This window comes from Marinobacter subterrani, assembly GCF_001045555.1.
GTDB lineage: Bacteria > Pseudomonadota > Gammaproteobacteria > Pseudomonadales > Oleiphilaceae > Marinobacter > Marinobacter subterrani.
The window spans coordinates 969,402-983,841 of record NZ_LFBU01000001.1 but is presented as its reverse complement, the minus strand read 5'-3'; the positions used below and the strand labels follow the sequence as shown (position 1 = coordinate 983,841).

At 58.6% G+C, this 14,440-nt stretch carries 14 protein-coding genes; 7 read left to right on the top strand and 7 right to left on the bottom strand.

Features of this window, described 5'->3' with window-relative positions:
- Nucleotides 1–44 precede the first annotated feature (44 nt).
- Complete coding sequence (gene tusA, locus msub_RS04580; protein ID WP_048494919.1) at nt 45–326, top strand: sulfurtransferase TusA; 282 nt, start codon at nt 45–47, stop codon at nt 324–326.
- A gap of 8 nt (nt 327–334) precedes the next feature.
- On the opposite strand, the gene dsbD is transcribed toward tusA, so the two are convergent.
- Entirely contained in the window at nt 335–2,251 is a 1,917-nt protein-coding gene (dsbD, locus tag msub_RS04575; protein ID WP_048494918.1) for a protein-disulfide reductase DsbD, read from the bottom strand.
- Nucleotides 2,252–2,407: 156 nt separating this feature from the next.
- Between dsbD and msub_RS04570 the strand changes: the two genes are divergently transcribed.
- From msub_RS04570 to pdxB, 3 genes are read left to right on the top strand one after another with little or no spacing between them, the layout of a single operon-like run.
- The gene (locus tag msub_RS04570) at nt 2,408–2,989 is read left to right on the top strand and encodes an elongation factor P hydroxylase (RefSeq protein ID WP_048494917.1); all 582 of its coding nucleotides are present in this window, start codon (nt 2,408–2,410) and stop codon (nt 2,987–2,989) included.
- Nucleotides 2,990–2,995: 6 nt separating this feature from the next.
- The gene (locus msub_RS04565) at nt 2,996–4,282 is read left to right on the top strand and encodes a DEAD/DEAH box helicase (RefSeq protein ID WP_048494916.1); all 1,287 of its coding nucleotides are present in this window, start codon (nt 2,996–2,998) and stop codon (nt 4,280–4,282) included.
- A gap of 17 nt (nt 4,283–4,299) precedes the next feature.
- On the top strand, nt 4,300–5,451 hold the full coding sequence (gene pdxB / locus msub_RS04560; RefSeq protein WP_048494915.1) for a 4-phosphoerythronate dehydrogenase PdxB: 1,152 nt from the start codon (nt 4,300–4,302) through the stop codon (nt 5,449–5,451).
- Between the two features lie 58 nt (nt 5,452–5,509).
- Here the strand turns inward: pdxB and htpX are convergent, their stop codons facing one another.
- From htpX to msub_RS04545, 3 genes are all read right to left on the bottom strand, one after another.
- Nucleotides 5,510–6,391, bottom strand: coding sequence for a protease HtpX (htpX, locus tag msub_RS04555; RefSeq protein ID WP_048494914.1), 882 nt, complete (start codon nt 6,389–6,391; stop codon nt 5,510–5,512).
- A 95-nt stretch (nt 6,392–6,486) separates the two neighbouring features.
- Entirely contained in the window at nt 6,487–6,957 is a 471-nt protein-coding gene (locus tag msub_RS04550) for a hypothetical protein (RefSeq protein ID WP_048494913.1), read from the bottom strand.
- A gap of 11 nt (nt 6,958–6,968) precedes the next feature.
- Nucleotides 6,969–8,183: a pyridoxal phosphate-dependent aminotransferase gene (locus msub_RS04545; protein ID WP_048494912.1), complete on the bottom strand. Its 1,215-nt coding sequence runs from the start codon at nt 8,181–8,183 to the stop codon at nt 6,969–6,971.
- A 254-nt stretch (nt 8,184–8,437) separates the two neighbouring features.
- Here msub_RS04545 and msub_RS04540 point away from each other — a divergent pair, with 254 nt between their 5' ends.
- Both msub_RS04540 and msub_RS04535 read left to right on the top strand, forming a co-directional pair.
- Nucleotides 8,438–8,929, top strand: a complete 492-nt coding sequence (locus msub_RS04540; protein ID WP_048494911.1) for a glutathione peroxidase — start codon at nt 8,438–8,440, stop codon at nt 8,927–8,929.
- Nucleotides 8,926–9,405, top strand: a complete 480-nt coding sequence (locus msub_RS04535; RefSeq protein ID WP_048494910.1) for a MarR family winged helix-turn-helix transcriptional regulator — start codon at nt 8,926–8,928, stop codon at nt 9,403–9,405. The genes msub_RS04540 and msub_RS04535 overlap by 4 nt, the downstream gene beginning before the upstream one ends.
- Here the strand turns inward: msub_RS04535 and msub_RS04530 are convergent.
- Nucleotides 9,356–11,380: an ATP-binding protein gene (locus tag msub_RS04530; protein WP_048494909.1), complete on the bottom strand. Its 2,025-nt coding sequence runs from the start codon at nt 11,378–11,380 to the stop codon at nt 9,356–9,358. The genes msub_RS04535 and msub_RS04530 overlap by 50 nt on opposite strands.
- 54 nt (nt 11,381–11,434) lie before the next feature.
- The gene (locus msub_RS04525; RefSeq protein ID WP_048494908.1) at nt 11,435–12,208 is read right to left on the bottom strand and encodes a hypothetical protein; all 774 of its coding nucleotides are present in this window, start codon (nt 12,206–12,208) and stop codon (nt 11,435–11,437) included.
- A gap of 237 nt (nt 12,209–12,445) precedes the next feature.
- On the opposite strand from msub_RS04525, the gene msub_RS04520 reads away from it, so the two are divergent.
- Nucleotides 12,446–13,456, top strand: coding sequence for a LysR family transcriptional regulator (locus msub_RS04520; protein WP_048494907.1), 1,011 nt, complete (start codon nt 12,446–12,448; stop codon nt 13,454–13,456).
- Here the strand turns inward: msub_RS04520 and msub_RS04515 are convergent.
- Entirely contained in the window at nt 13,445–14,410 is a 966-nt protein-coding gene (locus msub_RS04515; RefSeq protein WP_048494906.1) for a GNAT family N-acetyltransferase, read from the bottom strand. The two genes, msub_RS04520 and msub_RS04515, sit on opposite strands and share 12 nt — an antisense overlap.
- Nucleotides 14,411–14,440: the final 30 nt, after the last annotated feature.

The following is a 14,440-nucleotide window of genomic DNA, read 5'->3' as shown; positions in this document are numbered from 1 at the left end:
GGCCGACCTCCATATGTTTAAACTGCCATAATCAATAATTTAGCATGTATTTACGAAAAATCAGGTCAAATGACAGGAGACAGGGTGTGAGTGCATCTGATTACGACGTTGAACTGGACGCCCGGGGCCTTTTCTGCCCTGAGCCGGTGATGATGCTGCACAACCGCATAAATGATGTGGAGCCGGGCGGCATCCTGCGGGTTATCGCCACGGACCCGTCCACAACCCGGGATATTCCCAGGTTTTGTCAGTTCCTGGGCCATGAGCTGGTCAGCCATCAGGCGTCCGATGACCTGTTCATCTACCTGATACGACGGGCCGAGTGATCACGGCGTCAGACGTTCGGGCTCACTTCCCGCAGGTGGCTGAGGAATTCCTCACGGTCCATCTCGCCGAGCACCCGTAGTTGAGTCAGCTCCTCGCCCTTGCTGCTGTAAAACAGGATAGCCGGCGGTCCGAACAGGCCCAGCTCATTCAGTAGCGCCTGCTGCTCCGGGGTGTTACCGGTCATGTCGATCTGTAGCAGGGTGTAGGGCGCCAGTGCCTGGATGACATCCGGCTTGCTGAACACGTTGCGTTCCATGACCTTGCAGGAAATGCACCAGTCGGCATAGAAATCCAGCATCACCGGGCGGCCTTGCTCCCGGGCCTGCCGGAGCATGGCTCGGATCCGGGCGGGCTGTTCCACCCGCTGAAAACCCGCGTGCTGGGTCTCGATGGGGCCCGCGAAGGCGGTGGCGGTTCCCGCGGTAAAGGGGGCCAGCGGTTTGAACGGGTCGTTGGCGCCACTGGCGGCGCCGGCAAGCAGGGCCAGCCCGTAGGCGAACAGCACCAGACCGAGCCCCTTGCGAGTGCGCTCCCAGCCAGCCTTCGCAGCATCAAAGGCGCCGAGCTGAACGCCGGTAACCGCGATCAGCAGCCCCCAGAGCGTCAGTGTCAGCCAGGCCGGCACCAGGCGTTCCATCAGCCAGATCGCAACCGCCAGTAACATAACGCCGTAGAAGTGTTTGACTGCGGTCATCCAGTGCCCGGTGGTTGGCAGCAGTTTTCGGCCACCGACCGCCACCAGGATCAGTGGAATACCCATGCCGAGTCCCAGGGAGAAAAGCGCAACGCCGCCGATCACCGCGTCCTGGGTGCTGGAAATGTAAAGCAGGCTGCCGGCCAGTGGAGCCGAGACGCAGGGAGATACGATCAGTGCAGACAGCGCTCCGATACCGAATATGCTGGCCACCCTGGAGCCAGTCAGACGGTGGCTGGCATTGTTGAGCGATTCGCGGATAAACCGGGGTAGCTGAATCTCGAACAGATCGAACATGGAGAGCGCGAATATCACGAACATCAGGGCGAAAACGCTCAGCACCCAGGGCGACTGCAGTTGTGCCTGCAGGTTGAAGCTGGCGCCGAGCAGGCCTGTCAGCACCCCGGCTGCGGCATAAGTCAGCGCCATGCCCAGAACATAGCTGCTGGAAAGAAACAGCGCGTGACTGGTCGTCGGGGTATTCCTGCCGGAAACCAGCGATGAAATAATCGGGACCATGGGCAATACGCAGGGCGTAAAGGTCAGCCCCAGTCCAAGGAGCAGAAAAACGCCCGCAATCACGAGGGTGGACTGCGCCTTGAGGAAACCGGCCAGGCCCGTCGCGGTCTCGGTGTTCACCGGTCCCTGGGCGGTCGTCTGTTGCAACCCTCCGGAGGCCGCCGCCCGGGATGCTTCGCCACCGTTACCCTGATAAAAAAGAACATCTCTGGTCTGCGGTGGATAGCACAGGCCGGCCTTGGCGCAACCCTGATAGGTTACCTGGAGTTCGGCTTCCCGGACGCCCGCGGGCAAGGTGACGGGGACCCGGGCCTGGATCGGGTCAAAAAATACTGTGGATTTGCCAAAATACTCGTCTTCAATTGCAGAGCCGGTGCTGGAGAACACAGGGTTGCCGATATCAACGGTCGGATCGGCGCTACTGATGCTGATCCGTTCACGATAGAGATAGTGGCCCGGGGTAATATCCCAGGACAGGATCACGCCGTCTTCGCCGATGCTGGAACTGAATGGCAGTGCTTCGTCAACTGGCAGAAAACCACTGTTCTGGCCGCCAAAACTGCCCTGGCCGCCAAAGAGGGAGCCCGAGGTGCTGCCGAGTGCCCAGGCGGGAGTGGCGGCGACAAGACACACGGCGAGTGCCAGGATAAGATTCAGTGGGTTCGCCGCTCTGTGGCGTTTCAGCTTCGTTACTGCAGAGAAAGCCGTCATTGCTCGTAAAGGTTCCCGGTTGGTGTCTGGTTCAGGTGGACTGTCAGGGTGCCGGTGCCACCGTGCTGGCGGTTTGTTGCGCGAGCAGTGGACACGGAGGCCCCGCCAAAGTTCCCTCTGGTATTGAAGGCGGTAAAGTCGCACAATAGCCACCCAATGAAGCACAGCCCGAATGATCTTATCATGCTGTTTAATGACCTGTTTCGGGAAGCATACCGGACAGTTCTGGTCAAAGGCAGCGATGAACCTGAATATCTGCCTGCGGGCGGACCGGAAGGCCTTGCCCGGGTTGTGTTTGCTCACGGTTATTATGCCAGTGCTTTGCATGAGATAAGCCACTGGTGTATTGCTGGTGAGCACCGGCGCACTCTGCACGACTATGGTTACTGGTACTGCCCGGATGGCCGCACATTGCAGCAGCAACTCGCCTTCGAACAGGTTGAGGTGAAACCCCAGGCCATCGAATGGCTATTTTCCGTGGCTGCAGGCTTTCGTTTTCATATCAGTGTGGACAACCTCTTCGGAGCCGGCGCTGCCAATGAAGTTCGCTTCCGCCAGAATGTGCGTGACAGGGCGGGTGCGTATCTGGAACGGGGGTTGCCGCCCCGGGCGCAGTCTTTTTTTGAATCGCTGGCAACATTTTACGGTAGCGGAGCAACACTCGAAGCGCGCTGGCAGGAAGACGCCCGGCGCATCGCTCCGGACCATTATGCATCAGGACATCCGCAGGAAAACTGAGACTCTATGACATCTGACCCAAAACACACCGGCGACCTCAGGTTCAGCGAGCTGAACCTGGACAAGCGTTTGCTGGATGCGATAACGGCCATTGGTTTTGAATACTGCACACCCATCCAGGCGGAAACCCTGCCGTGGACACTGGCCTGTGAGGATCTCATCGGCCAGGCCCAGACCGGCACTGGTAAAACCGCAGCGTTTCTGATCACGGCGATTCAGAGCCTGCTGGAAACCCCCATTCCCGAAAACGACCGGTTTGCTTCGGAGCCCCGGGTTCTGGCCCTGGCGCCCACCCGTGAGCTTGCCATGCAGATTGCCAAGGATGCCGAGCAGTTGTGCCAGCATACCGGCCACAATGTGGTAACGGTTGTGGGCGGAATGAACTACGACAAGCAGCGGGATCAGTTGCAGAACGAGATCGTCGACATTCTGGTGGCCACGCCCGGCCGCCTGATTGATTTTCTTGGCTCCCAGGACGTATTCCTCGATCAGCTTGATATCCTGATCCTGGATGAAGCCGACCGTATGCTCGATATGGGCTTCATCCCCGATGTGAAGCGAATTATCCGCAAATGCACGCCCAAGGATGAGCGCCAGACGCTGCTGTTCAGTGCCACCTTCAATCAGGACGTGCTCAACCTTGCGTCCATGTGGACCAGCAATGCCGAATTCGTGGAGATCGAGCCCGAGCAGAAAACCGCCGAGCGGGTGGAGCAGACCGTCTACCTGGTAGGCGACGACGAAAAGCTGCCGGTGCTGGTGAACTTCCTGAAACGGCCGGAAGTGGAAAAGGCGCTGGTGTTTGCCAATCGGCGTGATCAGTGCCGAGATCTTGAGGAAGACCTCCGGAACCAGGGCGTGAAGGTGGCCCTGATGTCGGGCGAGATTGCCCAGAACAAACGCCTCAAGACGCTGGACCAGTTCAAGAAGGGCAGTATCCAGGTGCTGGTCGCCACCGATGTCGCTGGCCGGGGCATCCATGTGAACGGCGTAACCCACGTGTTCAACTACAATCTTCCGGAAAACGCCGAGGACTACGTGCATCGCATCGGCCGTACCGGCAGGGCCGGGAAACACGGGGTCTCCATAAGTTTTGCCGGTGAGGATGACTCCTTCTCGCTGCCAGCCATCGAGTCCTATATCAGCCAGAAGCTGAAAACCGCCGTGCCGGATGAAGCGCTGATGGTGCCCATGGACAACCCGCCCATTACCCGCAAGCGGGGCCGTCGTCCTCAGGGGCAGGGCGGACGCGGTGGTCCGGGCGGCCGCAACCAGCGTCAGCGCCGGAACTGACAGGGCCAGGCTCGATTATGCTGATCGTGGCAGACGAAAACATTCCGTTACTGGACGAATTTTTCGGCGATATCGGTGAGATTCGCCGAGTTGCCGGCCGCTCCATGACCGCCGGGGATCTTCGGGATGCCGATGTCCTGCTGGTGCGCTCCGTTACCCGGGTCAACCGCGAGCTGCTGGACGGCAGTCGGGTGCGCTTCGTGGGTACCGCGACCATTGGCACCGACCACGTGGATCTGGACTGGCTTGAACGCCAGGGTATCCGGTTTTCGGCTGCGCCTGGTTGCAATGCCAACAGTGTTGCCGAGTACGTGCTATCGGTATTGTCGCTTTATGCCGAGAAGCGGGGTCTGGACGACTGGTCGCAGTTGACGGTCGGTATCGTCGGCGTGGGTAACGTCGGTGGCGAGCTGGCGCGCAGGCTCAAAAGACTCGGTTTTGACGTGCGGCTTTGCGACCCGCCACGGGCAGAAAGCGAAGACCAGGGCTCGGCATTTGTCACCCTCGCACAGGCCATGAAGTGCGATGTAGTTACCCTGCATACACCGCTGACCCGCCAGGGTAGCCATCCGACGTTCCATATGGTTGGCCAGCAGGCGCTGGATGGCCTGGGCGAAAGCCAGCTGCTTATCAACTCGGGGCGAGGTGAGGTGATTGACTCGGCCGCGCTGCTGACCCGCCTCGGGCGCGGACATGCGCCCACCGTGGCGCTGGATGTCTGGGAACAGGAGCCGCGGGTCGATCCTGGCCTCCTTGATCAGGTATGGCTGGCAACACCGCATATCGCCGGGTACAGCCTGGAGGGAAAGGTACAGGGGACCGAAATGATTTACCGGGCACTGAGTCGGTCGCTGGGTTTGCCGGTTCGCAAAACGGCGAACCAGTTTCTGCCGGAACCCGCCCTCAGCACGCTCTCTTTCACCCGCTCTGCCAGTGAAGTAGAGGCCACCCGCATTGCACTGCGAGCCGGCTACGATCCCCGCCGGGACGATACCCGGTTCCGGCATGCCATGACCGGTTCGGTTGAGGAGCGGGCCGCGGCTTTCGATCGGCTTCGCCGGCACTACCCGGTACGCCGGGAGAATTCCAGCCTGGAGATCCGGTTTGAGGGTGCGAATAAAGCGCTCCGGGACCGTTTTCAGGCAATGGGCTTCAAGCTGACATCCTGACCGGTGATGGTGCCAGGAAAGAAAACAAAGAAACCGGGGCGCTGCCCCGGTTTCTTTGTTACAGCTTTGCGCTCTGCAAGGCCTGTATACGGACGTCCAGCGGAGGGTGGGTCATGAAGAGCGCGCTTAATCCGCCCCGGGCACCGCGATTGATACCGAACGCCTGCAGGGTGTCGGGCATCTGGTCCGGGACTTCGCTTTCCTGCTTGAGCCGTGCCAGCGCACTGATCATTGCTGAACGTCCGGCCAGCTGGGCTCCTGCGATGTCGGCCCGGAATTCCCGGCGGCGTGAGAACCAGAACACAATGGTACTGGCCAGTATGCCCAGTACGATCTCGGCCACGATACTGACCGCAAAAAAGCCGAAGCCGTGACCATTTTCATTCCTGAACACCACCCGGTCCACCAGCGAGCCGATTACCCGGGAGGCGAATATCACGAAGGTATTCACCACGCCCTGAATCAACGCCAGGGTCACCATGTCGCCGTTGGCGACGTGTCCAATTTCATGGCCAAGCACCGCCCGGATCTCGTCTTTGTTGAAACGTTGCAGAAGGCCTTCGCTGACGGCAACCAGTGCGCTGTTCCTGTTCCATCCGGTTGCGAAAGCGTTGGACTGCGAGGCCGGAAAGATGGCCACCTCCGGCATGCCGATGCCCGCATTTTTAGCCAGTTCGGCGATGGTTTCGACCAGCCAGCGCTCGGCGGGCGTTTTCGGGGAGTCAATCACCCTTGCCCGGGTGCTCCACTTGGCCATCGGTTTGGACATGAGCAGGGAAATGATGGCGCCGGCAAACCCGAAGACGGCGGCAAAAGCCAGTAACGAGCCATACTGGATCCCGTTCTGGGCGAGGTAGCTGTCCACGCCCAGCAGTTGAAGCGTGAAGCTGGCGACAAGGATCACGGCAAGGTTGGTTGCCAGAAACAGCAGAATACGCATGGTGGTTACCTGATCAGTTCATTACAGACATTAAAGCGGTTGTTCAGACCGATATATACGGCCCCGGGCCGATCAATCAATGACCTTACACCGATTTAATCATTGCTGTGGTCGGCGAAGAAGATTGCCCGCATGACCTGGCTGATGCGGGCGGAGTTGCCGCTTCTGAGGGCGGTGCGCACCAGATGGATATGGGTGGAAAGATCTTCCTGAATGGAGGGCGGGAGGGCTCCGGTGGCTTTTCCATCGGCAACTCCAAACTCCCGTGCCAGGGCATCCGGCGCGGGCGCACTCAGGCGGATAAAGGCGTGCCGGGTCAGAACGGCCTGATCCAGCGCTTCCTGGCGAATGGTATCGACATAGCGCAACAGGCCTTCCTCGGCGAGCCAGAGCAGCGCGCCGAAACAGGCCATATGCCGCTTGCTGTGCAAGCCGAACTCGTCAGGCTCATCGGGCCCGGCAATATCTTCCACAAACACGTTTACCCTTCGTGGAAAGGCACCGTAGAGCTGAGTCAGGGCAATGGCCACATCCTTGTAGAATTCCTCGACGTGAATATCAGCCATGAGGTTTCCCGCTACTGTTGGTAATTGGTCAGGAAGTTTCCGAGCCGGCCCATGGCATCTTCCAGGGTGTCTTCCCGGGGCAGGAAAACCACCCTGAGATGCTGTTTGTCATCAACGTTGAATGCCGACCCCTGAACCAGAAGAATTTTTTCCTGCAGCAACAGGTCCAGCACCAGCTTTTCATCATTGACGATGGGGAAGCGCTTGGGATCCAGCTTCGGGAAGAGATAGAGCGCGCCCTGGGGTTTTACGCAGCTTACGCCCGGAATATCGTTGAGCATCCGCCAGGCTGTCTCTCTCTGTTCGAAGAGCCGCCCGCCCGGAGCAACCAGGTCATTGATCGACTGGTACCCACCCAGTGCCGTCTGTATGGCCAGTTGCGCCGGAACGTTTGCGCACAGGCGCATGTTGGAGAGCATCTCGATGCCCTCAATCAGATCCCGGGCGCGGTGTTTGGCCCCGCTGACAATCATCCAGCCCGAGCGATACCCGGCCGCCCGGTAATTCTTGGACAGGCCATTGTAGGTGAAGAACAGAACGTCGTCGGCCAGTGAGGCAGTGGAAATATGCTGGGTGCCATCGTAGAGAATCTTGTCATAGATCTCATCGGACAGAACGATAAGGTTGTGTTTGCGGGCGAGGTCGATGACCTGCTCCAGAAGCTCTTTAGAATACACCGCGCCGGTCGGGTTGTTCGGATTGATCAGAACAATCGCGCGGGTTCGACGGGTGATCTTCTTGCGAATATCGTCGATGTCCGGAAACCAGTCCTGCTGTTCATCACAGCGATAGTGCACGGGCTTGCCGCTGGACAGGGTCACAGCGGCCGTCCACAGCGGGTAATCCGGGGCCGGGATGAGTACCTCATCGCCGGTATTGAGCATCGCCTGCATGGACATGACGATCAGTTCGCTGACGCCATTGCCAAGGTAGATGTCGTCAATATCGACCTTATCGATGCCCCGTTGCTGGCAGTAATGCATGACCGCCTTGCGGGCAGAAAACAGGCCCTTTGATTCCACGTAGCCCTGGGCAAGGTGCATGTTGTAAATAACGTCCTGCTGGATTTCTTCCGGTACATCCAGCTCAAACGCGGCAGGGTTGCCGATATTCAGCTTGAGGACCCGGTGGCCTTCTTCCTCCAGCCGCCGCGCTTCCCGCAGAACTACGCCACGTATCTCATAACACACGTTATCCAGCTTGGCGGATTTATGGTAGTTCTGCATAGGACCCGGGCTTCCTTACTTGTGAGAGCGGAAAATGACGCCTGCCGAAACGACAGGGCTTTATTCTAGCGGAGCGAAGGGCGGCGGCAACAGGGGAATTATGATGAATTGTGGCGTATTCAGGCAGATTTACCGTGCAAAGCTGAACCGGTTTGTAAAAGTCTGGCCCAGGCGGCCTGTACGGCCATGACTTTGTTAACTGAATTGTGCACAATATAATCTTGCAAAAGCTAATTTCACCCAGGGAGAGACCAATGGCTGGCAATACGATTTACGACTTCGAAGTTACGGATATCAAAGGCAATCAGAAAAGCATGGCCGACTATCAGGGCAGGGTGCTGCTGATTGTTAACACCGCCAGCAAGTGTGGCTTCACACCGCAATTCGAGGGGCTTCAGTCGCTCCATACCGAACTTGGCGGACGGGGCTTCGAGGTGCTGGGCTTTCCCTGCAACCAGTTCCTCAACCAGGACCCGGGCAATGACGACGCGATCAGCCAGTTCTGCAGTCTCAACTACGGCGTCGATTTCCCCATGTTTTCCAAGATTGAAGTCAACGGCGACGGCGCCCATCCACTGTTCCGCTTTCTCAAGCGTGAAGCCAGGGGGTTGATGGGGTCGGAAAAAGTGAAGTGGAACTTCACCAAGTTTCTGGTGGGGCCCGATGGCAAGGTGGTCCGCCGTTACCCGCCGACAACCAAGCCCGGGGATATCCGGGCTGACATCGAGAAGTTACTGCCGGCATGACAGGAAAACCCGGATCAGAGGGCGATCTGCTGGACCTTGATAACCAGGTCTGTTTTGCCCTGTATGCCGCAAACAGGGCGGTAACGGCCCGCTACCGCCCCCTGTTAAAGGACCTTGGCCTGACCTATCCACAATACCTGGTAATGTTGGTGCTTTGGGAGCAGGCAAGACTTGGCCGGCTGACCAGGGTTTCTGACCTGGCGGCGAGGCTTCGGCTGGACTCGGGAACCCTGACGCCCCTCTTGAAGCGGCTGGCAGAGCGGGGGCTGGTGAGCCGCGCCCGAAACCAGCATGACGAGCGTGTGGTGACGGTTTCCCTGACCGAATCAGGGCGCGGCCTGCAGGACCAGGCTGAGCAGATTCCCGGTCGCCTGTTGTGTGGTATTGATGTGGCGCCGGAACGGCTGCTGGCCCTGAGAAATGAGCTCAGGCAGGTCCTGACGGTTCTTGAGGGACAGGCGGGCGCCAGCGATTGATCACCGCCCTCAGATCATCGCGCTTGTAGGGTTTGGTGATGTAATCATTCATGCCTGAGGCCAGGCAGTCCTCTCGATCGCCCTGCATGACATTGGCGGTCACCGCGATGATGGGCAGGTCTCTCCATTCCGGGTTCTGGCGTATCCGCTGAGTCGCCTCGTAGCCGTCCATCACGGGCATCTGGCAGTCCATCAGCACCATGTCGTAGTGCTTCTGCTCCAGCGCGTGAATGGCTCTCTGGCCGTTTTCTGCATGGTCTGTCTCGTGGCCAAGCTTTTTGAGCAGGCTGCTGGCCACCAGTTGGTTGACCCGGTTGTCTTCTACCAGAAGAATCGACAGTGGCTGATCAGTCTCCGGTTGCAATGCCGCACTGGTAAAATCGGGGCGGCCATTCGGGACAGTCGAATTCACGGCGGCAGGCGCGGCATCATGAACAGGTAGCGGCAGGGTGACGGTAAAATGGGTGCCGCTGCCCTCCCGGGAGTCCACCAGAATCTGGCCGTGCATACGTTCCACCAGCTGGCGACAGAGCGTCAGGCCAAGGCCGGTGCCGCCATAAAGCCGGGTAGTCTCTGCGTCGGCTTGCGAGAAGGGCGAGAAAATCCGGTGCAGGCCCTGTTTCGACATGCCGATGCCAGTATCAACAACGTCGATTCTGAGGCTGCCGCCAGAATAGCCTGTCCGCACCCGGACGCCGCCTTCGTCGGTAAACTTGATGGCATTGCTGAGCAAATTGTTGAGCACCTGCCGGGTTCGGGTCGGGTCGCCCAGAAAGCGTTCAGGCAGTTCCGGATCAATATCGGTTTCCAGGTAAATGCCCTTCCTGCGGGCTTGTTGGGCATGGAGTGTTGCGCACTCCTCGATCAGTTGCCGGATGCTGAACGGGATGTTTTCGAGGCTAAGCTTGCCGGCTTCCACCTTTGAAATGTCCAGAATATCGTTCAGCAGGCCCAGCAGACTCTCACCGGCATTCAGCGCGATCTCCAGCCGGTTGCGCTGCTCGGAATCGAGATCGCCCTCAAGCGCCAGGCCGAGCATCCCCAGAACGCCATTGAGGGGGGTGCGGATCTCGTGGCTCATGCTGGCCAGGAAATTGGCTCTGGCCCGGGCTCGGCGCACGGCGTCTTCCTTGGCTTTTACCAGGGCGCGGTTACCCCGTTGCAGGGCCCGGTTCTTCTCCGAGATTTCCCGGGTCCGGTCCGCCACCTCCTGTTCGAGCTGGGCGGAGTAGTTCTTCATGGCGCTCTCGGCCTGCCGGAGCTGGGCCAGTGTGGAATCAATGGTTTCCAGGTGCTGGTTGATGATGCCGACCATGGTTCCGATTTCGTCTTCCCGGTGATTCGCCGGAATCGGTAACCTGACTTTCTCGGGAGAGCTGGCGCGCACCTGGCTGAGAGCGCTGATAACGTTCAGCATCGGCCGGGTAAGTACGAAATAGAAAATGGTGAGCAGCGCAGCTGACAGGATAAGGCTTTTAAAAAGCCCGCTAACCAGAGTGTAGCCGGCCCGTTCAAGGAACTGGGAGCCATAATGATAGGTATCGATGGTGAGGACGAGTTCCCCGAGCGGCAGGTCCTCGAGCTGTGGCACGCTCAGTTCCTGCCGAAACACCCTGTCGGCCCCGAACAGCAGATCGCTGACCCAACGGTAGGGCGAGTCCGGGCTACTCTTGCTGGAGGCGGCCATGGTGTGGTTGTCATTATCGACGATTCGGGCATCAATCATTGCCGGGTGTCTGAGCAGGCCGTCCAGCAACTCTTCGGCCAACCGTACGTCGATGTTGTAGGCAATCTGGGACGCCGGGCTTTTGCTGATATCGACCAGGGCGTGGATCTCGTTCTCCATGGATGCCCTGGCGCTGAAATAGTCGAGCCCGATCTGGACGACATTGAGCACCAGACCCAGAGCCATCGCAACCAGCACGGTGTCACGGGTAAGGCGGTAGGAAAGCCGCTGTCTGAAGCGATTGCTCACGGATTCACACTGTCCCTGTTAGCAGGCCGCTCAGGGCGGCCCGGTTTGTGGCGGTCAGTCGTCGTAATCGGCCTTTTTCTTCCACTCGTCGTCGTGGAGAAAAGTATCCCATTCCCGATCCAGTTTGGACTGGGATTCATTATGCTGACTGTCTTTGCCCTCGGCGCTCATGGCTTCCAGTTCCTTGATTCGCATCCGGAAGCTCTTGACCGCTCTGAGGGCAAGCGGGTTATCCCGTGACTTGGCCATTTCGGTACTGGCCAGGTGATAGGCGTGAATCGCCTTGCGGGTCTGATTCTGGCGGACATAATCCCTGGCCTGGAAAACGTGCAGGTCCGCATGGGTCTTGTGGACCAGGAACAGCACGTATTTCAGGTTCTTCTTGGCAGTCGCCGCGTCAATCCGACCGCTTTTATGCATCGCTTCGATCATCTTGAACAGATTCTGAAGCAGCTCTTTTACATAGTTCGATTTTTCCGGGGAATCAATCTTTACCGGTGTGGTGGCGTCCCGGTTTTCAAGGACCTGCTTTTTCAGGTCGGTTGCCGACTCCTGCCACTGTTTTACCGGCAGGTTGGATCTGAGCCCGGCGAGTTCATTGCAGGCCTCTTCCATCCGTTTGATCAGTAGAAGTTTCAGGTCGGCGGTCAGGTATTGGCCGGGGATCTCCGAGAGCAGGCGGAAGGCCCGATTATAGGCGTCCTCCTGGGAAGTGATCTTGCGGGCCCGTTCAATACGAGCCCTCTCGCGCATCTGGCTGAGCACAATAATGACAATTGAGACGATAACGATGGCGGCCAGCAACAGGACAATCGTAGTGGTATCCATTTTGTCAGTAACGGCTCCGGCTTCAGGATCAAACGACGGTAGGTGGGCAAACCGGCCTCAAAATACCGATAATATTCAGCAAGTATCCGGAAGACTAGCAGAAATACAGCATTGAATCCGTTTCCGAATGTGAAAGTTCGTATTGGATATCAATTATGTGAATTTTACGTATCATGTATATTGTCTTCGTGAATACAAGGTAATTCACCGCGTTTTCCTGCCATTCCGGAGTTGTCTGTGGATATTTCCCGTGTTGATCTGAATCTCCTCGTCTACCTCGATGTGCTGTTGCGCGAACGGAATGTCACCAAAGCGGCCAATCATCTCGGTATCACCCAGCCGGCCATGAGCAATGGGCTGAGGCGGTTGAGGGACCTGTTCAGCGATCCGCTGCTGGTGCGAACCAGTGAGGGTATGACGGCCACCGAGCGTGCCCGTGAGCTGCAACCGCTGGTACGTGGAATTCTTTCGGATATCGAACAGGCGGTACAGGAAAAGACCCCGTTCTCGGCCCTGGAGAGTCAGCGGGTGTTCCGGATCATGGCCAGTGACTACGCCGAATCCTGCCTGATGCCCCGGGTGCTCAGGCGGATCCGGCAGGAAGCGCCGCAGGTGACTCTGGATGTTCTGACCCCAAGTGACGTCAGCTTTCTTGACGTGGAGCAGGGCCGGCTGGATATGGCGATTAACCGGTTCGACAAGATTCCCCAGTCGTTTCACCAGAAAACCCTCTGGCCCGAGTATTTCGCCTGCCTGATGAATGCCCGTAACCCCTTGCTCAGAGAACCCTTTACGCTGGATACCTACCTGGATGCCAGCCACATCTGGGTCAGCAAGACCGGGTTCGGCGTCGGGGTCGGGGTTAACCCGAAAGATGTCCAGCGTCTGGGGTGGGTGGATGAGGCCCTGTCCCGGATGGGACGCAAGCGGCAGATTTCGGTATTCACCCGGCATTATCAGGTGGCCATGCTACTGGCGGAACAGCATGACCTGATCGCCACGCTTCCATCCCGCGCTGCCTGGCTGCAGAAAGACAATCCGAACCTGGTGGTCAAGGTGCCGCCTTTCGAGATTCCACCGTTCGAACTGAAAATGGCCTGGAGCCCGCTTTTGCAGCACAATGCGGATCATCAGTGGCTGCGCAAGCTGATCGCGGAAGTGGCCACTGAAGTGGATACCGAGTTCGCCCCGTTCGGGGCCAGGTTCGAGGCGCCGGACACGCCCCAGGCCCATCACTCAGAGCGGTAGTTCCCGGAGTTCCAGGGAAGGGCGCGCCGCATCCCACATACGCTGGAAATTTTCAGACAGCAGCTTCACCCGACCGCCGTCGGAGAACTTGGCAAAACCTTCCGGCTTGTAAAAGTCATGCCGGTATACCACGCCTTCGCGATCCGCGAGAATGAATGGCTGGTCCGCAACCGGATAGTCCTCATTGACCAGCCGAAGCTCCATGCGGCTCGGCAGCCGACGCATCAGCTCCACCAGCGTGTGTCGACGTTTCACCAGAGGCTTGTCGTCATGGATCAATAGCCTGACCTCGCTGAGCCGGTGCCGCCGGGCGAGGGCGGAGATCAAGTCCCGGAACCGATGCCGGTCATACAGGTCATGCTCAAGCAGGCGATCATACAGCCAGAGGCGCTGGCCGGCCTGGCCCACCACGGAATCCATCAGCCCCAGCAGCCGGGCTTCGGTATCAAACAGCCAGGAATCCCCGTCACAGCCCAAAATTAGCGGCTGATTCCTGTCGCTGAGCTTCTCAACAGCCAGATACGGTGCCAGGCAGCGCATGTCAAAGTGAGGAATGCCGGCGTCGTCATAAACGTCCGAACAGACATGGAAGCCTGAGCGCTGATAGAAGGGAATGGCGTGCTCCTGGGCAGAAAGCCTGAGCTCGGAAAACCGCCCGGCGGATTCTGCAATCAAATGCCTCAGCAGGACTTCCCCGATGCCCTGTCCCCGATACTGCGGCAAAATCGCCATGCGACCGATATGGCCGGTTTCTTCCAGGGTTGAAAACAGCCGGGCGACGCCAGCGGGCGTATTGTCGGGAAGAACCGCCAGGTAATGATCGGCAATTTCGTCGGTTTCATCCCACTCCAGCTCCGGAGGAACCTTCTGCTCGTCGATAAAAACCTTTTGCCGGATCTCCTGGACCGATGCCGGGGCTAGTTGCCAACTGTATTTTCTGAATCGGATATTCATACCCAAGCCTGCGAAGGCGAGTGGATGGGA

Bases quoted from the DNA above. Each gene is read 5' to 3' on its own strand.
- pdxB (WP_048494915.1), top strand. From the start codon at position 4,300: ATGCTGATCGTGGCAGACGAAAACATTCCGTTACTGGACGAATTTTTC.
- msub_RS04550 (WP_048494913.1), bottom strand. From the start codon at position 6,957: ATGGCTGATATTCACGTCGAGGAATTCTACAAGGATGTGGCCATTGCC.
- msub_RS04565 (WP_048494916.1), top strand. From the start codon at position 2,996: ATGACATCTGACCCAAAACACACCGGCGACCTCAGGTTCAGCGAGCTG.
- msub_RS04515 (WP_048494906.1), bottom strand. From the start codon at position 14,410: ATGAATATCCGATTCAGAAAATACAGTTGGCAACTAGCCCCGGCATCG.
- tusA (WP_048494919.1), top strand. From the start codon at position 45: ATGTATTTACGAAAAATCAGGTCAAATGACAGGAGACAGGGTGTGAGT.
- msub_RS04525 (WP_048494908.1), bottom strand. From the start codon at position 12,208: ATGGATACCACTACGATTGTCCTGTTGCTGGCCGCCATCGTTATCGTC.
- msub_RS04570 (WP_048494917.1), top strand. From the start codon at position 2,408: ATGAAGCACAGCCCGAATGATCTTATCATGCTGTTTAATGACCTGTTT.
- htpX (WP_048494914.1), bottom strand. From the start codon at position 6,391: ATGCGTATTCTGCTGTTTCTGGCAACCAACCTTGCCGTGATCCTTGTC.
- msub_RS04535 (WP_048494910.1), top strand. From the start codon at position 8,926: ATGACAGGAAAACCCGGATCAGAGGGCGATCTGCTGGACCTTGATAAC.
- msub_RS04540 (WP_048494911.1), top strand. From the start codon at position 8,438: ATGGCTGGCAATACGATTTACGACTTCGAAGTTACGGATATCAAAGGC.
- msub_RS04545 (WP_048494912.1), bottom strand. From the start codon at position 8,183: ATGCAGAACTACCATAAATCCGCCAAGCTGGATAACGTGTGTTATGAG.
- dsbD (WP_048494918.1), bottom strand. From the start codon at position 2,251: ATGACGGCTTTCTCTGCAGTAACGAAGCTGAAACGCCACAGAGCGGCG.